This window comes from Rothia sp. P13129 (assembly GCF_048512865.1).
Classification (GTDB): Bacteria; Actinomycetota; Actinomycetes; order Actinomycetales; family Micrococcaceae; genus Rothia.
In genome coordinates this window covers 144,309-162,409 of sequence record NZ_JBLXYA010000002.1, presented here as the reverse complement: position 1 = coordinate 162,409, position 18,101 = coordinate 144,309, and the positions used below count along the sequence as shown (strand labels likewise).

Sequence of the window (18,101 nt, the reverse complement as noted above, 5' to 3'; positions counted from 1 at the left end):
GTCTTAGGCGTTTTGTTGTTGGAGGTATTGTGTGCGTCCGGTGTGTCCGGCTTGTTTGAATTCTCGGACAGTGTTTTCGGGTTCTCCGGAACGAACGAGTGCTTCTCCGACGAGGACGGCTTGTGCCCCGTGTAGTGCGTAGTCTGTGACGTCTTGAGCTGTGGAGACACCGGATTCTGCGATGATGACAGCGTCTTGAGGAAGTAGTTGGGCTAGTTCTGCAAAGTGTGCGTTGTTAACGTCCAAAGTTTTGAGGTTGCGTACGTTAACACCAATGATGTGGGCTCCTAGTGTTTTGGCGCGCTCAATTTCTTCTGGTGTGTGCGTTTCGATGAGTGCTCTCATCCCTAGTTTATGGGTGAGTTCTAGAAATTCTTTGAGTGTTTGGTCATCCAGTGCTGCGACGATAAGGAGGATGAGGTCAGCGCCGTAGGCTCGTGCTTCCCAAATCTGGTATTCGTCGATGATGAAGTCTTTGCGTAGTATGGGGATGTTGACGTGTTCGCGTACTGTTTTGAGGTCGTTGAGTGTCCCTTTAAAGCGTCGTTGTTCGGTGAGTACGGAGATGACGCTGGCTCCCCCTCGTTCATAGGCTTGTGCGAGGGCGGCGGGGTCGTGTATTTCTCCGAGTTCGCCCTTGGACGGGGAGGCTCTTTTAACTTCTGCGATGACGCTAAAGGTATTGGCGTTCTGAGTTCTTAGGTAGTTGAGTACTTCGAGTGCAGGTTTTTGGTTCTGGGCTTGGCGTTGTATTTCTTCAAGGGGGGTGTTGTTGATGCGTTCGGTGAGGTCTTCACGTACACCTGTAATGATGTTTTCTAGGACTGTTGCCATGCCAGTGTTCCTTCATCAGAAAATAGTTGTTGGTTGCTGATAATAATTCCTATGAAATAAGCGTCCCGCCGAGGGCGAGACGCTTATATAAGAGGTCATATACGGAACTTTTAGTGTCCGGTGTATTTAGTCTTTGCCCCACCTTGGCCGTAGCCTGCAGCTTTAAGAGCCCAACCGACGAATGCGCCGAGGACCATCACGCCAAGGCCGAGCCAGAAGAAGAAGGGACGGCCAAAATCAAAGCCTAGTGCGGAGATGAGTGCACCAAGAATCATCACAGAGAACATGCCCCATGAAGCAACGGTGTTTCCGTGGTTTGGGTATGGAATCTCTGGTGAAAGCACGACCTGCTCTTTAGCCATTGTTTCTCCTTGTATGTGTGTGTTCCTCTAGGTGAAGGAAATAAATCTATTGACGATTCTAGTCGATAGCGTCATGAACAGCTCAGATTTATGCGCTATGTTGCGTGGTTTTACTCGCCGGCTCTTAGCTTCTTGCGGTGGGATCGACCCCTGCGCTGAGAGAATCCCATGTGTCAATGTCGTCTATTTCATCGTCTATACGGTGGGTTGTTCTGTCGTATTTTCTTTTCTTGGGCCAGTGCGTCACCGCTAGGAACATGTATATTCCTAGAATAATGATGAGTATGGCACCACAAAATGATGCCCACGGCCAGAAGGTAATGGTGTAGTCTGCTGAGACTTGTGACAGTCCAGTAGCTTTTCCTACGGGCGTTGTTGAAGCTGAAACGGGGTTTGTTAATACCGATATGACGGATGCGCACATTCCGGCTCCGGTCAGCGATAGTAGTACGGCGACGATACGCGCAATTCGTGTAGAGGCTAAACGAATGACGAGCATGCCTGCTAAAGCTACGAGGGAGAGGGAACTTACGGCGGGGGCTGCCTCTGAACCGGCAACATGCAAGGTGGAGTCAAGGAGTGAGGTGTTAACTCGAACGTCAATCCAGCTAGGTAGTGTTGAGCCAAATGTTATTGCTGCACATAAGAGGGTCAGGAACGTTGTTTTAGGGGCGTTTAGACGAGTGTAGAAAGATGTCGGCATCAGTAATCACTCAGTTTTCTAGCTCTGTTGGGTGCTGTTGAGTGCCAGTGGAGAGTCTTTTGATACCAGCAGCTAACGCTACAGCACGTAAAGGTGCTGCTGCTTTGTGACAGGTTTCTTGTTCTTCAGATGATGGGTCAGAATCTAAGACAAGACCTGCTCCTGCTTGTATATAGGCGTGTGTGCCTTTGAGTAAAGCGGTGCGAATAGCAATGGCCATGTCCATGTTGCCAGCAAAATCAAAATATCCGCACACTCCCCCATACACTCCACGGCTTTGAGGTTCGTATTGGTCAATCAGTTGCATAGCACGTGGTTTAGGTGCACCTGAAAGTGTTCCGGCGGGGAAGGTCGCGCGAAGAACATCATAGGCGTCGTAATCTTCACCTTTTTGTGCAGTGACGGTAGAGGAGATATGCATAATGTGGCTGAAACGTTCAATTTCCATGAACTGCTCTACAGCTACAGAGCCAGGCACCGCGATACGTGATAAGTCGTTGCGGGCTAAATCAACAAGCATGAGGTGTTCTGAGCGTTCTTTATCATCTGCAAGGAGTTCTTCACTGAGTTTGAGGTCTTCTTCGCGGGTAGCACCACGCGGACGTGAACCGGCAATGGGGTGTGTGGACACAACACCGTCTTTGAGAGTTACTAGTGCCTCTGGTGATGAACCAACAATATGGAAAGGTTGCCCTTCGGTGTCTTCAAAGTTGAATAGGTACATGTAAGCAGAGGGGTTAGATTGACGTAACATCCGGTAGACGTCTAGTGGTTCTGCGTGGTTCTCGATGGTGAATCGACGTGAAAGAACGAGTTGGAATACATCACCGTCGATAATGTTTTGGCGGGATTGTTCTACGACGTTGAGGAATTCTTTCTCTGTCATAGAACATTGAGCTTGGGCAAGCACATGTTCAACGTTATTGGTGCCATGTAGTTCAGATACGGTTGAACGTTCTAAAGGTTGTGAAAGTTTATCAAGCATACAGTGGACGCGTTCGACAGCGTCTTCGTAGGCTTGTTCAACGTTATCGTCGGTACCATTGAAGTTAATGGCGTTGGCAATCAGGGTTACGGTACCGTCAGTGTTATCGTGTATTGCCATGTCTGAGACAAGGTTAAGCGCGAATTCCGGTAGTTGGATATCGTCCTGTGGCTGATATGGAAGATTTTCCCAGTGCCGTACAACATCCCACCCAAGATACCCGACCAGTCCGCTGGTGAGTGGGGGAAGATGGTCAAAACGTTCGGTGTGTAATGTTTTGAGAGTTTTTTGGATGGCCTCGACAGGATCGCCGTCAGTGGGTGCACCAACCGGTGTTTCTCCTTGCCAAAAGACTTTTCCTGCAGAGGTGGTTAAAGTTGCGCGAGAGTGTGCACCAATAAATGAGTAGCGTGACCATTGAGCATTTTCTGCTGCTGATTCAAGTAAGAATGTTCCAGCTTGTGCTGTCCCGTCACGTAGCACCAAAGCACGGTAAAGTCCGATAGGAGTCAGCGAATCTGCCAAAATTTTGGTGTAGACGGGGATGACACGACGAGTCTTCGCTAATGTTTGAAATTGTTCAAAGCTGGGGGAAATAATGCCCATATCTTGCATATGCGGTGAAGTCCTCTGCATTGGTATCTAGCTGGAAGATGGTGTATCGCTATTGTAAGTCTTTTGAAGGTCTTAGCAGAACCCTTCAACATAGCTTATTATTGTGCGGCAGGTGTTGGCAGGACGGTTGCAGGAAGTTCTCCCCCTGTTAAAAAACAGGTCCGTTGTCCTGTATGGCAGGCTGCTTCTATCTGGTCAACTTGTAGAAGCAGAGCATCTTTATCGCAGTCTACTGATACTGACTTAACATATTGGTAATGTCCTGAAGTATCGCCTTTACGCCAGTATTCTTGGCGAGAACGAGACCAGAACGTGACCCGTCCTTCGTTCAGTGTCCGTCGTAAAGCTTCTTGGTCCATCCACCCCAACATCAGCACTTCGCCAGTATCGTACTGTTGAATAATTGCGGCAATGAGGCCTTGCTCGTTATAACTTAAGTGAGCGATACGTTCTTCACGTAAAGATTTTTCAGATGAGGATGCGCTATTCATCGTTCGGTTGTCCTATTCTTAGTTTTTAGCGGACGTTATATCCGGCGTCTCGAATAGCATCTTTAACTTCAGCGATGCTCACCTCACCAAAATGGAAGATGGACGCCGCAAGAACCGCGTTTGCCCCAGCTTCAATGGCGGGCGGGAAATGTTCCGGTGCTCCAGCCCCTCCAGAAGCAATCAGTGGAAGCTTTGTGATAGCTCGAACGGCTTGAATCATCGGGAGGTCAAAACCTGTTTTTGTTCCGTCAGCGTCAATAGAGTTCAATAAGATTTCTCCAACACCGCGTTTTTCGGCTTCGGCAATCCACTCTAGCGCATCAATTCCGGTACTTTTTTTACCGCCATGAGTGGTAATTTCGTATCCTGAAGGAGTGTTTTCGGATCGTTTAGCATCCACTGATAAGACAAGCACCTGAGAACCAAAACGTTCTGTGATGTCGTTAATGAGTTGAGGGTTTTTGATAGCTGCAGTGTTGATAGATGCTTTATCTGCACCGGTGCGTAGAAGTTTGTCCACGTCATCGACGCTACGTACTCCCCCACCAACGGTTAAGGGAATAAACACAGTTTCTGCTGTTTTTTGGACGACTTCAAAAGTTGTTTCTCGGTTAGCAGTTGAGGCGGTAACGTCTAAGAACGTGAGCTCGTCAGCACCAGCTTGGTTATATTGAACTCCTAGTTCGACGGGGTCTCCAGCATCGCGTAGCCCCTCAAAGTTAACCCCTTTAACCACTCGTCCTTGATCGACATCAAGGCATGGAATCACTCGGATAGCAACGCCCATAGATTATTTAGTCCTTTACCTTGTTCTGTTACCTACTATGACGTGTTGGTACTTCCCGTCAAAGAAAGCACCTCGATGTTGTAGGGCTCTTTAAAGACGTGCAGCCTGTACCGGAGAGACGAGAATAGCACGCGCACCAATATCGTATAACTGGTCCATAATGTTGTTGGTTTCTTGACGTAACACCATAGAGCGCACAGCAACCCATCCTTCTCTTTCAAGAGGAGAAATTGTCGGTGCTTCTAAACCTGGTGTGAGTGCAGACGCTTGTGGCAGTAAGGCTTCAGGAATGTCGTAGTCAACGAGAGCGTATTGACGTGCGATGAGCACTCCGCGAAGGCGACTAATGAGCCGTTCAAGACCGTGTGTATCTTCAACTTCTTTGCGTCGAATCAGGAGAGCTTCACTGTGCATGAGTGGTTCGCCAAACGGTTCAAGCCCCGCAGCTCTCATAGTGTTTCCTGTTTCAACAACATCGGCGATAGCGTCAGCTACACCTAAACGAATTGAAGATTCGATAGCCCCGTCCAACCGTGTCACACTGGCTTCAACACCTTGTTCTTGTAGATATTGGCGGACGAGTTGGGCGTAGGATGTTGCGATACGTTTGCCGTTAAGCTCTTGAATATTTTGGAATTGGCCTTGTGGCCCAGCAAAACGGAACGTTGATTTTGCAAAGTCAAGGGCAAGACTCTCAACCGCTGGTGCTTGAGAGTCTTGTAGTAGGTCACGTCCAGTAATACCGACGTCAAGGGTCCCTTTACCAACGTACACTGCAATGTCTCTAGGTCGTAGGTAGAAAAATTCGATGTGATGTTCTTGGTCAACGATGACGAGTTCTCTACTGTCACGACGTTGCAGGTAGCCGGCTTCTTTGAGCATACGGCTCGCCGCTTCAGATAAAGATCCTTTGTTGGGTACAGCTACACGTAACATGGAACATCCTTCATGAATGAGTTTAGAGGTATTTATAAATATCTTCGGGTGCGAGGCCTTTAGCAATCATCATCACTTGAAGGTGGTATATCAACTGAGATGCTTCTTCTGCAAATTCTTCATCGCTTTGATATTCGGCAGCCATCCACACTTCGGCAGCTTCTTCAACAATTTTTTTGCCAATACCATGTACGCCACGGTCTAGTTCTTCAACGGTTTTAGAGCCTTCGGGGCGGGTGCGAGCTTTTTCGGTGAGTTCAGCAAAGAGAGATTCAAAGTTTTTCACCTTTTCCACTCTAAGGCAGTTTGTCTCAGAAGATGTGCACCCTCGTCTGCAGAATAGCATGATGACCGTTACTCTTTTATTCACATCAGAAGTAAGTGCTTCCTTAGATTAACATCCCTTCTTTAAGATATGAGGGCGGTAGCTTCACCTTTGCAAGGTGAAGCTACCGCCCTCAAGGACTCCACGAGAGTGTTGCTAGTGAGTCCTTGACTTTATGTGTGAATCCTATCGACGGTTGGGTCGGGGAATTGTGTTTCCAATGCAACCTGAGCTGCTTCACGGTTGCGAGCGCGCCACCAGACGAAGAATCCCACGAGAGTGAACCCACCGTAAAAGACATACATGAGTGCTGTTGCGTAGTATCCGGCAGACCAGAGAAGTGGAACACCGACGATGTCTACGGCTACCCAGATGAGCCAGAATTCAACCCATCCTTTGGCCATGCCGTAGGTGGCAAGGAGGGAGCCTGTGAAAATCCATGCGTCAGACCAGACTGGTTCGTATGAGCCTAGCGCCCTAAAGATAGGGGTAAGGACTGCTGTTCCTGCCAGCATGCCGACGATGAGAAAAATGCGTTCTTTTGCTGTTGCCCATGTAGGAATGACAGCAGAAGAGCCGTTGTCTTTTGAGGTTTTCCACCGGTACCATCCCCAGATAGAGACAATGATAAACATGACTTGTCGTCCGGCTTGTCCTAGCATGTTGATAGTGTTGATGGAGCCGAAGAATGTTCCAAGGAATACGGTAAAGAGGAGGAGATTACCCGCTATTCCAACCGGCCATGCCCAGACTTTACGGCGCATACCGCCCAATGCTGAGGCTAGACCAAAAATGTTACCGAGGACTTCGCGCACCAAAAGCGTTTGATCGCCAATGTGAAGTTGTGCGTCGAAGAGCCACCGCAGAAAATCCATGTTTTTCCCTTTCGCGGAGGCTCCGGGAAGAACAAAGCGGGGTTTATCTCGTGTCGAATACGCCCTTGATGTGATGGGGCGTATTTACATAGAGTTCTTGTAGAGGCACTTTGGATATAGGAGTGTCTCTACGCCGTTTTGCTCGTGCTACCTTCCATCCAGACTGTACTGTCGGTATTGGAATTTCACCAATCAGGCTTATCGCAAAGAGTAATCTTTGAGGTAAGTTAGCGGACTATCACCGCCGGTTCGGATTTTCACCGGGTCCCGGAGCACGATGTTGTTATTGCGCTTTTGATTATTGCACAGTTTCGCTAGGGAAAACACCCACAACTCACACGATGTTAGATATTTGTTATCTGCCGTCATGTTCGTTTATGTATCGTCATTTTGGTGTTGTGCACACCAATCTTCAATGGCGATTTGTACGGCTTGGTAGTTAATGCGGGCCCGTAATGCGTCCTCTCTGAAGCCGTGTTGTTGAAAAACATCAAGTGCTGTTTTTGCGTGAACAACAGCAACATGAGGAGCTCCAGTACTATATTCTGCGATAGCTAGCCCTTCGTAGCAGCTGCCGACTTCCCAGTATGATTGGTGTCGTTCAAAGATTTCGAGGGCTTCCGTGTAGAGCAGCTTTGAGGCGTCATAGTCTCCACTCAGTTTTTCAAGGAAAGCAAGCTGCATCAAAGCGACAGCTTGGGTGTATTCCACCTCTTCACGTGGCACTTGGTAATATAACCCGATTGCTCGATGAAAATGACGTCTCGCTTGGTCAAGTTCTTGACGATGTGCCAGCATGTTAGCCAGAGTATGCGCGTTACGTCCGGCTTCTTCAAAGTATTTGATGTTTTCAAACTCGTCAATGACCTGCTGGTAGCATTGTTCGGCTTGTTCTGTTTGTTCACACCCTAGGTAGATTAGCGCGAGGCTTTGCCGTTGAGAGGCGACTTTTTCTTGACGGCCGAGTGATTCAAAGAGGTTAATAGCTTTTTGCGCGAAGGGAAGAGCAAATTCATACATGTTGTTGTTGCCGTAGGCGGCAGCTAAGGCTGAACAACAGGTTGCTTCACCTTCTTTGTCAGATAGTTGAATGAAGGCGTTCAGGGCATTTTCGAAGCAGAGAGTTGCTCTTGGGTAGTCTTGTATGCGGAAGAATTTTTGTCCGTTATGGTATTTTTCCCAGGCGTAACCTAAAGGGGTATGTGCTGCTCGTCGTGCGCCGCGTTTTCCCATTGGAGAACTCCTGCCTCTGTTGTCATCTCTGAGCTGGTTCCTAGCACCCTTAAGAAATAAGGATACCCATATTTTATGGTTAGGATAACCTATTTTCAAGATATGAGGGATGTCAACGTCCTTTGACACCCCCTCTTACCTCTAAGATGCGCGAGAACAAAAGCCTTACAGCAACATCAGAGCGAACATGAACTATACGATACGAGCACGCTCTCTCAGAGCACTAATAGCCGCAGAGAAATCCTCTGCCCCAAAGACAGAAGAACCCGCAACAAAAGTATCAGCACCAGCTTCTGCTGCGCGCACAATAGTTTCTTCAGTAATGCCACCATCAACCTGTAAACGCAGTTGTGCGCCAGAGCCAGCAATCGCTTCTGCCGCTCGACGAATTTTAGGGAGCGTAACGTCTAAGAATGCTTGCCCACCAAAACCAGGTTCAACCGTCATTATCAGCAACATGTCTAGTTCGCTCAACATATCCAGATACGGTTCAACTGCGGTAGCCGGACGTAACGCCATACCAGCTTGTGCCCCTTCAGCGTGCAAAGAACGAGCCAAACGGATAGGCGCTTGAGCGGCTTCAGCATGAAAGGTAACGGATTCACAACCCATCTGTGCGTATTCTGGCGCCCACCGATCAGCATCTTCAATCATGAGGTGTACATCAAACGGCAGTGGCGACACCTCACGCAAACGCTTCACCACAGCAGGACCCCAGCTAAGGTTCGGAACAAAATGATTATCCATCACATCAACGTGAACAGCGTCTGCTGAACTAATACGCTGTAAGTCACGTTCAAAGTTCGCAAAATCTGCACTCAAAATAGAGGGGTGAATATGACAGTCCATGGTTCTTTCTTCCGTTCCAAAAGCTCTGAGCGTTCTCTGAAAAACACCTTCAACACTACTCTATCCCACACCAGCGAGAAGCATTTTTCCGAAACTCCTGTAGCTCATCGAAGCAATGCACAAACTCGGTGTCCTCTCCCACCACAAAAGATTTTCCAGCACCTTCAGGAATAGCGCCGAGCACGGGGCACCCTAAACGCCCCAAAAAGTCAAGGTTACTTCGATGTATCTCTGTTGGAGATGACGGCATAGCCCCAATCAAAACCCCCGCCACGTTAAGCGAACGAATACGAAGATACTCATAGGTCAAAAGTGTGTGGTTAAGAGTTCCCAGCCCAATACGTGCCACAATCACGGCACAAGAATCATGAACATCTTCAGCTATCAAGGACATTAAATCAGCTTGATGCCCCCACCCTCTCAAATTCACGGCAGTGCCAATATCAACACTTACTCCCCCAGAACCCTCAACAATCACCACATCATAGCTATCTCGCAGTTGATGAATTGTTTTTGCGTACTCATCGAGAGAAGGTAAAGTGCAACCATTTTTTTCTGCTGCCGCCACAGGAGCCATCGCATCAGGTAGACGCACCCCCTCATAGGAATCAGCGCCACTAAGATACGCTGCTAGTTGAGCATCTGCCGGCATATTGGGTTGCACCCCCGTTTGAGCAGGCTTATAGACTGCTACAGTTTTACCGTGAGCAATGAGCGCAGCCGCGCAAGCTGCTGTAGCGATAGTCTTACCAACATCTGTATCAGTACCCACAATATGCACGACAGAACACTCATGCCAAGGTCGGTGTCGTTCATCATTCGCATGTTCTAGTAGTTCAAACATTATTCTTACTCTCCGTGCACCTCTGCAACAGATTCAACGAGGGCACGACCAATATGTTGTATCTCTTCTTCCGTAGCAATATAGGGTGGCATTGTGTAGACCAAGTTCCTAAAAGGACGCACCCAAACGCCACGGCGAAGAGCTGCCTGTGTAAGCTCAAAAATACGAACGTCCTCATAGAGTTCAATAACTCCAATACCTCCAAGAACTCTCACATCACGCACAGACGTTAAAGATTGTGCAGGCTCTAAAGAATCTTTCAAAGCCCGCTCTAAACGGGGTACGCTCTGTTCCCAGCGCGACAGCGGGTACCCGTCAAGAGCGCCGGTTAATAAATCCAAGGAAGTACACGAAGCGGCACTTGCTAACGGGTTGCCCATAAAGGTTGGCCCATGTAAAAGGGCACGATGTTCAGAATCACTAATTGTTGAAGCGACGTTAGTGCTCACGAGCACTGCTGCTTGAGTCAGGTACCCTCCGGTGAGTGCTTTGCCGACGGTCATAACATCGGGAACAATGTCGCTCCATTCGGTAGCGAAAAATTTTCCAGTGCGTCCAAAACCTGTTGCAATCTCATCAAAAATAAGAAGGAGCTCATAACGGTCGGCAAGCTCACGCAAAGTATTCAACGTATGGGGGTGGTAAAAGTGCATGCCACCTGCCCCTTGAACAATAGGTTCAACCACAATAGCTGCTAAAGAATCATGTTCTTTGGCGATGATAGTTTCCGTCGTTTTCTGCCAATGATGCTGAGCTTGTTCGTTGACGGACCATTGTTGCTGCGCGTTATCGTAAGTTGCGCTAGGAGGTCGTGGCGCAAAGAGCTGTTCTGGGATAAACCCTCTGAACTCACTGTGCATACCTCCAATAGGGTCGCATACGCTCATTGCACCAATCGTGTCCCCGTGGTATCCGCCTTCTAGAGCAAGAAAACGGTTTTTGGTGGGGCGTCCTAACGCACGCTGATATTGCACAGCAAGTTTGAGCGCCACTTCTACCGAGACAGACCCAGAATCAGCTAAGAACACGTGGTTGAGTTCCCCTGGCGCAAGACGAACAAGACGTTCTGCAAGATTAATTGCAGGCTCGTGTGTTAGACCGCCAAACATCACATGAGAAAATTTTTCTGTTTGCTCTCTCAACGCTTGATTTAATGCGGGGTGAGAATACCCGTGAACTTGACACCACCATGAGCTCATTGCGTCAAGAACGGTATAGGTAGCCCCGTCTTCGTCTTGTAGTTGCAGTTGAGTACCTTGGGCAGATAACACTCCGTAGAGAGGTTTAGTCTCTAACGGGGCGTAAGGGTGCCAAAGCATTCCACGATCGCGATGAGCCAGAATATTTTTCAGGTTATGGGGATTGTTCTCGGTATCAGAAGTATTATTGAACACTGTTCAATTCTGCCTTGATAGCACACCCAAAACAAGCACGACAACCGAAAAGATACCCAAGATACCACTGAGAGAACCCTGCCAGCTTAAGTCAGAGAAACAAAAATCTATTTCTTCTGAAAGAGAGCAAAGAACATCGCATCTGTTCCATGCACATGAGGCCATAGTTGAGCTGTTGTTGCGTTCATATTTTTCTCATCTACAGCACAACCAACAGCACGTTCACCCGAAAGCAAAGATTGCCCTTGAGCATCTGTTAACGCAACCTCAGCTAAAGCCTGAGCCGAATCAAGAAGCTGCACATCGTGAGTTCGCAAAATATCCTGAACGATATTGCGAGTTTCTGCCATATGAGGAGAACACGTCACATACGCAATCAGCCCACCAGAGCGTGTCTGTTGCACGGCAGCATCAAAAAGCTGTTTCTGCAGGGTCAAAAGTTCCGCTATATCACGGGGACTTTTACGCCAACGAGCTTCAGGGCGACGACGTAAAGCACCAAGCCCTGAACAGGGCACATCAACCATCACACGGTCAAAAAGCATGGTAGAACGTAGCTGTTTCGGCAAACTCGACTGTGCTTTAAGAGTCTGATCAATCGTGCGCCCATCTCCCGTCAGCACTCGATACCGTTGGGGGTCAAGAGGTTTAAGAGATTTTTCAACAAGAGATGCTCGATGTGGTGCTGATTCATTAGCAATCAGGACACCACCACGTTCTTGAACCAAAGCACCCAGCAGAGCCGCTTTACCGCCCGGCCCTGCACAAAGGTCTAGCCATACCTCATCTTTTCCCGATAATGGAGCCTGCGCTAAAGCACGAGCAACAAGCTGAGAACCAACGTCTTGAGCACGCACTGTACCTTGTCGAACACTCTCTAAGCGCCCTAAATCGCCTTGAGAGTAAAGAGCAGAACCCTCAACAAGTTCACCTTTTTGAGCACCTTTTGCTAAGGCTTCGTCTAAAGAACCTAGCTGTGGTAAAGCAACAAGATTCACAATAGGAGCGAGATTATCAGCTTCTAGAAGTTTGGTAATCTCGTGAACGTCACGCCCATGAGCGACTAACGCTTGACGGAAAGCTCGCACAATCCACGTCGGATGCGAATAACTCACCGATAATTGATGCAGTTCGTCCTTTGCTTCTGAGACTAAAAGTTCTTCCCATTGTTCTGGGGTTCTTTCAGAGACTCGACGGAGTACCGCATTAATGAAGTGTGCAGGTCCGCTTCCAATTTCGGCACGGGCTAACGCCACGGTAGAGTTCAACGCCGCATGCGCTGGAACACGCATCGCTAATAGCTGGTGCACGCCCATACGCAAACACGTCAGAATCTGAGCGCCTGTTTTTTCTAAAGGGCGGTCTACACAATGAGTTAAAATTGCGTCATAACGACCCTGATAACGCAACGTTCCGTAGGTGAGCTCTGTGGCAAACCCAGCGTCACGTTGGTCTAGGCGATGTTTACGGATGGCTTGAGGTAGCACAAGGTTGGCGTAAGAATCTGAAAGCGCCACGGAATTAATGACCTCAAATGCTGTTTTTCGTGCGGGGTCTGAGGTGCGACGGCGAGCCCTTGGCGCGCTAGCGGAGAAAGCACGTTCGTGCTGAGCACGTCGGTTACGTTCACGTCCCTGCGCGTTGCGGCGGGTTTGACCGCCCCCGCCACGTTTTAATTCAGTGTTTTCTCCTTGACGGGAAGAACGAGTTGAGTATTTTTTCTGGCGGGGTTTTTCTGCGCTCATGACAGCACTACTTTCTGTTCGTTGAGAGCTTTTCCAAGTCCACGTGCCCAATCGGCAGCGTTCATCATTTTCTTTCCTGCCGGCTGCACTTGAGTCAGTTCTACACAACCATCAGAACAACTAACAACAACTTTTTTAGCAAGGACACGTACCGTCCCGTATTCGCCTGCTGCTTTTTCGAGACTAGGTTGAACCATAGCTATTTTAATACGGTTCTGTTCTAGCATGCACCAAGCTCCCGGCTCAGGGATAACACCTCGACATCGTGCAATAATCTCTGCTGTGGTATCTGACCACGTAATTTTTCCGTCACTCACATCTAATTTTGCTGCGTGAGTGGGCCGCCCATGCTGGGGTTGAGGAGCTATTTTCTGCTCAATTTTTTCAAAGGTCTGAGAGAGTAAGGCTCCACCGCTCAACGCAAGACGATGCAGAATATCTGCTGCGGTGTCATCTCCTTGAACACGGGTAGATTCTTGCATAAACACGGGGCCTGTATCTAAGCCTGCTTCAATCAGGAAAGTACACGAGAAAATTTCATCTTCTCCCGCCATCAAGGCACGTTGAACAGGCGCAGCACCGCGCCACAAAGGAAGATTCGAAAAGTGAAGGTTAACCCACCCATGTTCGAGTGTATCTAATGCAGATTGAGGAAGTATTGTTCCATAAGCTACTACTGCGGCAACCTGAGGTTTAAGTGCTTGCACTTGTTCTTGAACCTCTAGACTCCAACGATTTGCCTTGATAATGGGAAGCCCTAGCTCTTCGGCACGGCGGGCAACAGGTGATGGAGTTAGCACACGTTTACGTCCTTGCGGAGCGTCTTCTCTGGTCAGCACTCCAACGATTTCGTGCGGTGATGTCAAAAGCCCTTCTAAGGCTGTTACCGCAGTCTCTGGTGTTCCAGCGAATAAAACTTTCATACTCATACCTTATTTTTTCAGGAAAGAACTGCCAAAGGTACTACTGCTAGATTGGGTGTTAGTGCCGAATCCGGAGGAAACTCGTGTGGCTCGTTCTCGTTGGGTACGTTCAGTCACGTTGTCAAAGTTAGAACTACGAATTGCACGCATCACGGTTTTACGTTCTTCTCCAACGAGTCGATCGATATAAAGATGTCCGTCGAGGTGGTCTGTTTCGTGTTGCAACATTCTGGCGAACAGTCCTTCGCCTTCTAAGACGATTGGGCGGTTATTGTAATCCACGCCTGTTACACGCGCCCAGTTGGTGCGTGGTGTTGGTGAAGAAAGACCAGGTACGGAGAGGCATCCTTCTGACCCTTCTTGAGGTTCTTCTCCTCGTTCGAGGATGGGGTTGATGATGTGCCCTTCTTGTCCATCGATATTTCCGTAGGTGAAGAGACGTTTGGTGTTGCCAATTTGTGGTGCGGCAAGCCCCACTCCGTTGACTTCGTACATGGTATCTAGCATCGAGTGAATTAAAGTTTTGAGGTCTTTGTCAAAAACTGTTACAGGGTCACAAACGGTACGTAGTACGGGGTCTCCAACGGTGCGGATGCTAAGAATCGGCATGTGTCTTCTTTCTAGCCTAGGTGTGTTATAGGTGTAGTGGTTGGTGTGGCAGGTGGTGGCACAACGGGCATTAGAGCTTCTGCCCCGTTTTCTGCCAGATCGCGAGTGCAGTCCCAGACGCGTTTGAGAGCGCAGAATCTATACCAGTTTTTTTCTAAGATTACCGGATTCGCTTGTTGTGGAACGACTTGTGTTTGCCCCAGGGCAACTCCCATGAGGATAGGTGCTTTTGAGTATTCCCACGGCTTCCAGAGGTTATCTGTTTCATCGCTGATGTATTCTTCAGCTTTGAGTCCTGCTACGAGTTGCATGACGACTTTAGGGTCGAGAGCTTTGACGCGTCCTTTGCGATCGGTTCCTTTAGTTTTGTAGTCGATGATACATACGTGTCCGGCGATTTCAGCGACGAGGTCGAGTGTTCCGGCGTATCCGACGCTATGGTTCCAAATAGTTACTTCAGTTGCTAGTGGGCGGGGGTTGTATATATCCCACCATTCATCGAAACGGTCTGCGTAGGCTTGTTCTCCGTTGCTCACAAGTATTTCACGGCATTCTTCGGCGCGGTGTTCTTTGCCCATTTTTGCTAGTGCAACATTTTCGGCGTAGTTGTGGACGCGGTCTCCGCGGGCGGCGGCTTCGTCTCTATATCTTTCTGAAGCTTGTGCGGCGTCGCGTATGATGGCGAATTTTAGTCCTGAGGATTGTGATACTCGATAGGAACGGCGGTCTTCTAGGGCTGCTTTTGCTGCCATGTATCCGTGCCATCCGCTCAAATCTGTAGCTTGTTGTCCGATGATAGTGGTAATGGAAGGAACTTCGAGAGTTCCGCCTTCAGTTCGTGCATACATTCTGCCGTGGTCGGTGTCAGATGCTAGTTTCGGCGATGTCACGTTATACCTTAGGTGTTCAAGTGATTTGATAGCTCATGGTGCAAGTTGCAAGACTTGAGAGGGGTATTTTCTGTAGGTTCAATTACTCAGATTACCCTGCAAAACTCTACTCTTTTGGAGTTGAAGTGGTCAAATTTTTGATGGTGAATAAAAGATAAGACCTCCAGATGTTTCTGGAGGTCTTATCTGCTTTGGAGCGGTTGACGAGACTTGAACTCGCGACATCCACCTTGGCAAGGTGGTGCTCTACCAACTGAGCTACAACCGCGCAACGAGTAAATACTATACACACAAAAAACGTATTGTGCAAACTGTTTTTTGCAACTTCTGAGTATTTCTTACAGGTAGCACAAAACCCCAGTTCCTTTAAGAACTGGGGTTATTTTGTGCGCGATACTGGGATCGAACCAGTGACCTCTTCCGTGTCAGGGAAACGCGCTACCGCTGCGCTAATCGCGCTTAAACATTATAAATAATGTCTGCGAGGTGAGGACGGGATTTGAACCCGCGTACACGGCTTTGCAGGCCGCTGCCTAACCACTCGACCACCTCACCGAGCCTTGCTAGAAGCTAGGGCGTGTGCTCTTTATAAGCATCATGCGAGCGGTTGACGAGACTTGAACTCGCGACATCCACCTTGGCAAGGTGGTGCTCTACCAACTGAGCTACAACCGCATATCAACACCTCAACAAAACATCTTGCGTTCGGCTTGACAGGTAAATACTTTACACACTTTTTTCGCTCTTGCCAAATCGCCACACAACACGCCACGTTCCCCGTGTTTTCAAGGGAAAACAGGGGTATTTAGAGTTTTTACACCACAAATACCCCCATATTTCATGTCGTGCAATACATCACATTTTGGGTGTATGCGGTAGCGACCTTAACCATTTCCTTCACGAGCCAACGCCGTTAAACGTGACACCGCACGAAAATACTTCTTCTGATATCCACCATTCATCATCTCCTCCGTAAACACCTGGTCAAAAGGAACACCCGAAGAGATAATCGGCAAATCCTTGTCATAAAGACGGTCAGCAAGAACAACGAAACGAAGAGCTACTGACTGTTCCGTAATCGTCTGAACATTCTTCCACACAATACCGCTAAGACCATCTAATAATTGACGATACCGCGAAGGATGAACCACCGATAGATGCTCAATAACCGCAGAAAAATCGTCACAGGCAACTACATCGCTCCCGCTAAAACGTTGCTGAGCACAAGACTCTTCAGCACCCAACACAACAGGCTCAGGCGCCTGAGGTAAACCACGATGACGATAATCCTCACCATCTACCCGTAACACATCAAATTGTTCAGCAAGAACCTGAATCTCCCGCTTAAAATCAGCCGCAGCAAAACGCCCTTGCCCCAAAGCTCCAGGCAAAGTGTTCGATGTTGCCGCCAAACGAACACCAGCATCAGATAGTTCACGCATCAAACGAGACATCAACACCGTATCGCCCGGGTCATCAAGCTCAAATTCGTCAATACACACCAGACGATAAGAACTCAGCGCATCCACTGTAGAACGAAACCCCAAAGCCCCTACTAAGTTCGTATACTCCACAAAAGTGCCAAAAGCCTTTGGGCCTTCAACACTGTGCCACAAAGAGGCTAAAAGGTGGGTCTTACCGACACCAAAACCACCATCAAGATATATGCCAGTTTTCTTCTGTGAAGATGAGGAGGAAGACCCAAAAAGCCGCGAGAAAAATCCTCCGCTCTTTTGAGTAGGTGCTACCGTAGCACAAAAAGCACGCAAGGTCTCTACTGCCTGAGCCTGACTTGGCTGACTGGGGTCTGGGCGGTACGTGTCAAAAGACACCTCACCAAAACGCTCTGAAGGGCGAAATCCTGCAAGTAGTTCTTGTGCCGAAACATTTGGGCGACGTTCTATCAGGTGCGTATATGAAGCCATGGGGTATCTTCCTTGAAAACTTGGCTTGGAAACAGCAACATCGTTGTCATGCTGTTTTAAGTTCTCAACCAGTGTAATTCCTTACCTCATTAAAAACCCAACTATGACCCGCATTACCTCATAGCACTCTTGATAAAGCACTCTCTCATTTCTAGGGTAGATACCAAGTAAGCACCACAACACAGAAAGTCATAGTACGGAAATCATGGCAAAGAAAAAGAAAAACGTAGCAACAGCTACCGCAGCGTTACAAGCACTTAGCCAAGCTGGAATTATTTTTGAGCCACGAGAATATGAACATCGTGAGGGCGAGACCTCGTTCGGTTTAGAAGCTGCTACAGCCTTAGGTCGAAGCGAACAACAAGTTTTTAAAACCCTCATGATTGCCCACGATAACAACTATGCCGTCTGTATCGTACCCGTTGCCGGAAAACTCAATCTTAAAGCGGCAGCAGCAGCTCTCAGCTGGAAAAATGCGACTATGGCAGACCCAAAAATTGCAGAACGTCGTAGCGGATATGTTGTTGGTGGAATCTCCCCTATCGGGCAAAAAATAGCGCATCCCACATTACTCGATAGCAGCGCTGAAGATTTTGCAACAGTACTTGTCTCTGGCGGTAAACGCGGTCTAGACGTTGAGCTAAGCCCACAAGACTTATTAGCTATTACAAACGGCACCTACGCCAAAATTGCTCTCTCCTAATATCCCCGCAATGCAACAAAAAGGTGGGTGTTTGCCCTCCTAACAAACACCCACCTTCGATAACAGCGACGCA

19 protein-coding genes, 4 tRNA genes and 1 riboswitch are annotated in these 18,101 nt (G+C 48.4%); of the genes, 1 reads left to right on the top strand and 22 read right to left on the bottom strand.

Annotated features, from left to right (window positions below):
- Positions 1-3: 3 nt before the first annotated feature.
- From trpC to zapE, 22 genes are all read right to left on the bottom strand, one after another.
- Entirely contained in the window at positions 4-834 is an 831-nt protein-coding gene (gene trpC / locus ACN081_RS02700) for an indole-3-glycerol phosphate synthase TrpC (protein WP_419106877.1), read from the bottom strand.
- Between the two features lie 110 nt (positions 835-944).
- Complete coding sequence (locus ACN081_RS02695; protein ID WP_419103085.1) at positions 945-1,196, bottom strand: HGxxPAAW family protein; 252 nt, start codon at positions 1,194-1,196, stop codon at positions 945-947.
- Between the two features lie 124 nt (positions 1,197-1,320).
- The gene (locus tag ACN081_RS02690) at positions 1,321-1,899 is read right to left on the bottom strand and encodes a Trp biosynthesis-associated membrane protein (protein WP_419106876.1); all 579 of its coding nucleotides are present in this window, start codon (positions 1,897-1,899) and stop codon (positions 1,321-1,323) included.
- A 10-nt stretch (positions 1,900-1,909) separates the two neighbouring features.
- Entirely contained in the window at positions 1,910-3,499 is a 1,590-nt protein-coding gene (locus ACN081_RS02685) for an anthranilate synthase component I (RefSeq protein ID WP_419106875.1), read from the bottom strand.
- A 98-nt stretch (positions 3,500-3,597) separates the two neighbouring features.
- Positions 3,598-3,990: a phosphoribosyl-AMP cyclohydrolase gene (hisI, locus tag ACN081_RS02680; RefSeq protein WP_419106874.1), complete on the bottom strand. Its 393-nt coding sequence runs from the start codon at positions 3,988-3,990 to the stop codon at positions 3,598-3,600.
- A 25-nt stretch (positions 3,991-4,015) separates the two neighbouring features.
- Positions 4,016-4,777: an imidazole glycerol phosphate synthase subunit HisF gene (gene hisF, locus ACN081_RS02675; RefSeq protein WP_419106873.1), complete on the bottom strand. Its 762-nt coding sequence runs from the start codon at positions 4,775-4,777 to the stop codon at positions 4,016-4,018.
- Between the two features lie 90 nt (positions 4,778-4,867).
- Entirely contained in the window at positions 4,868-5,713 is an 846-nt protein-coding gene (gene hisG, locus ACN081_RS02670) for an ATP phosphoribosyltransferase (RefSeq protein ID WP_419103081.1), read from the bottom strand.
- A gap of 22 nt (positions 5,714-5,735) precedes the next feature.
- The gene (locus tag ACN081_RS02665; RefSeq protein ID WP_419106872.1) at positions 5,736-5,999 is read right to left on the bottom strand and encodes a phosphoribosyl-ATP diphosphatase; all 264 of its coding nucleotides are present in this window, start codon (positions 5,997-5,999) and stop codon (positions 5,736-5,738) included.
- Between the two features lie 212 nt (positions 6,000-6,211).
- Entirely contained in the window at positions 6,212-6,913 is a 702-nt protein-coding gene (pnuC, locus tag ACN081_RS02660) for a nicotinamide riboside transporter PnuC (RefSeq protein WP_419106871.1), read from the bottom strand.
- A gap of 141 nt (positions 6,914-7,054) precedes the next feature.
- Positions 7,055-7,192, bottom strand: a riboswitch (FMN riboswitch).
- Between the two features lie 96 nt (positions 7,193-7,288).
- Positions 7,289-8,146 (bottom strand): hypothetical protein, encoded by an 858-nt coding sequence (locus ACN081_RS02655; RefSeq protein ID WP_419103078.1) that lies wholly within the window; start codon positions 8,144-8,146, stop codon positions 7,289-7,291.
- 192 nt (positions 8,147-8,338) lie between these two features.
- Positions 8,339-8,995, bottom strand: a complete 657-nt coding sequence (gene rpe, locus ACN081_RS02650) for a ribulose-phosphate 3-epimerase (protein ID WP_419106870.1) — start codon at positions 8,993-8,995, stop codon at positions 8,339-8,341.
- A gap of 55 nt (positions 8,996-9,050) precedes the next feature.
- The gene (gene bioD, locus ACN081_RS02645) at positions 9,051-9,839 is read right to left on the bottom strand and encodes a dethiobiotin synthase (RefSeq protein WP_419106869.1); all 789 of its coding nucleotides are present in this window, start codon (positions 9,837-9,839) and stop codon (positions 9,051-9,053) included.
- A 5-nt stretch (positions 9,840-9,844) separates the two neighbouring features.
- Positions 9,845-11,233, bottom strand: a complete 1,389-nt coding sequence (bioA, locus tag ACN081_RS02640; protein WP_419106868.1) for an adenosylmethionine--8-amino-7-oxononanoate transaminase — start codon at positions 11,231-11,233, stop codon at positions 9,845-9,847.
- A gap of 107 nt (positions 11,234-11,340) precedes the next feature.
- Positions 11,341-12,978, bottom strand: coding sequence for an RsmB/NOP family class I SAM-dependent RNA methyltransferase (locus ACN081_RS02635; protein ID WP_419106867.1), 1,638 nt, complete (start codon positions 12,976-12,978; stop codon positions 11,341-11,343).
- Positions 12,975-13,901 carry a methionyl-tRNA formyltransferase gene (fmt, locus tag ACN081_RS02630; protein ID WP_419106866.1) on the bottom strand — a complete coding sequence of 309 codons (927 nt, stop codon included), beginning with the start codon at positions 13,899-13,901 and terminating at the stop codon, positions 12,975-12,977. Before fmt ends, ACN081_RS02635 begins: the two co-directional genes overlap by 4 nt.
- A gap of 9 nt (positions 13,902-13,910) precedes the next feature.
- The gene (def, locus tag ACN081_RS02625; protein ID WP_419106865.1) at positions 13,911-14,510 is read right to left on the bottom strand and encodes a peptide deformylase; all 600 of its coding nucleotides are present in this window, start codon (positions 14,508-14,510) and stop codon (positions 13,911-13,913) included.
- Positions 14,511-14,521: 11 nt separating this feature from the next.
- Positions 14,522-15,400 carry a cytochrome gene (locus ACN081_RS02620; protein ID WP_419103071.1) on the bottom strand — a complete coding sequence of 293 codons (879 nt, stop codon included), beginning with the start codon at positions 15,398-15,400 and terminating at the stop codon, positions 14,522-14,524.
- A 192-nt stretch (positions 15,401-15,592) separates the two neighbouring features.
- A tRNA-Gly gene (locus ACN081_RS02615) sits at positions 15,593-15,668 on the bottom strand.
- A 119-nt stretch (positions 15,669-15,787) separates the two neighbouring features.
- Positions 15,788-15,859 (bottom strand) — tRNA-Val (locus ACN081_RS02610).
- A 25-nt stretch (positions 15,860-15,884) separates the two neighbouring features.
- Positions 15,885-15,955, bottom strand: a tRNA-Cys gene (locus tag ACN081_RS02605).
- Between the two features lie 47 nt (positions 15,956-16,002).
- Positions 16,003-16,075: transfer RNA gene (locus ACN081_RS02600), tRNA-Gly, on the bottom strand.
- A 209-nt stretch (positions 16,076-16,284) separates the two neighbouring features.
- Positions 16,285-17,325 carry a cell division protein ZapE gene (gene zapE, locus ACN081_RS02595; RefSeq protein ID WP_419106864.1) on the bottom strand — a complete coding sequence of 347 codons (1,041 nt, stop codon included), beginning with the start codon at positions 17,323-17,325 and terminating at the stop codon, positions 16,285-16,287.
- 205 nt (positions 17,326-17,530) lie between these two features.
- On the opposite strand from zapE, the gene ybaK reads away from it, so the two are divergent.
- Positions 17,531-18,028 (top strand): Cys-tRNA(Pro) deacylase, encoded by a 498-nt coding sequence (gene ybaK / locus ACN081_RS02590; RefSeq protein ID WP_419103069.1) that lies wholly within the window; start codon positions 17,531-17,533, stop codon positions 18,026-18,028.
- The last annotated feature ends 73 nt before the right edge of the window (positions 18,029-18,101 follow it).

Excerpts from the sequence above, each read along its gene's own strand:
- trpC (WP_419106877.1), bottom strand. The coding sequence starts at position 834 with ATGGCAACAGTCCTAGAAAACATCATTACAGGTGTACGTGAAGACCTC.
- ACN081_RS02695 (WP_419103085.1), bottom strand. The coding sequence starts at position 1,196 with ATGGCTAAAGAGCAGGTCGTGCTTTCACCAGAGATTCCATACCCAAAC.
- ACN081_RS02690 (WP_419106876.1), bottom strand. The coding sequence starts at position 1,899 with ATGCCGACATCTTTCTACACTCGTCTAAACGCCCCTAAAACAACGTTC.
- ACN081_RS02685 (WP_419106875.1), bottom strand. The coding sequence starts at position 3,499 with ATGCAAGATATGGGCATTATTTCCCCCAGCTTTGAACAATTTCAAACA.
- hisI (WP_419106874.1), bottom strand. The coding sequence starts at position 3,990 with ATGAATAGCGCATCCTCATCTGAAAAATCTTTACGTGAAGAACGTATC.
- hisF (WP_419106873.1), bottom strand. The coding sequence starts at position 4,777 with ATGGGCGTTGCTATCCGAGTGATTCCATGCCTTGATGTCGATCAAGGA.
- hisG (WP_419103081.1), bottom strand. The coding sequence starts at position 5,713 with ATGTTACGTGTAGCTGTACCCAACAAAGGATCTTTATCTGAAGCGGCG.
- pnuC (WP_419106871.1), bottom strand. The coding sequence starts at position 6,913 with ATGGATTTTCTGCGGTGGCTCTTCGACGCACAACTTCACATTGGCGAT.
- ACN081_RS02655 (WP_419103078.1), bottom strand. The coding sequence starts at position 8,146 with ATGGGAAAACGCGGCGCACGACGAGCAGCACATACCCCTTTAGGTTAC.
- rpe (WP_419106870.1), bottom strand. The coding sequence starts at position 8,995 with ATGGACTGTCATATTCACCCCTCTATTTTGAGTGCAGATTTTGCGAAC.
- bioD (WP_419106869.1), bottom strand. The coding sequence starts at position 9,839 with ATGTTTGAACTACTAGAACATGCGAATGATGAACGACACCGACCTTGG.
- ACN081_RS02635 (WP_419106867.1), bottom strand. The coding sequence starts at position 12,978 with ATGAGCGCAGAAAAACCCCGCCAGAAAAAATACTCAACTCGTTCTTCC.
- fmt (WP_419106866.1), bottom strand. The coding sequence starts at position 13,901 with ATGAAAGTTTTATTCGCTGGAACACCAGAGACTGCGGTAACAGCCTTA.
- def (WP_419106865.1), bottom strand. The coding sequence starts at position 14,510 with ATGCCGATTCTTAGCATCCGCACCGTTGGAGACCCCGTACTACGTACC.
- zapE (WP_419106864.1), bottom strand. The coding sequence starts at position 17,325 with ATGGCTTCATATACGCACCTGATAGAACGTCGCCCAAATGTTTCGGCA.
- ybaK (WP_419103069.1), top strand. The coding sequence starts at position 17,531 with ATGGCAAAGAAAAAGAAAAACGTAGCAACAGCTACCGCAGCGTTACAA.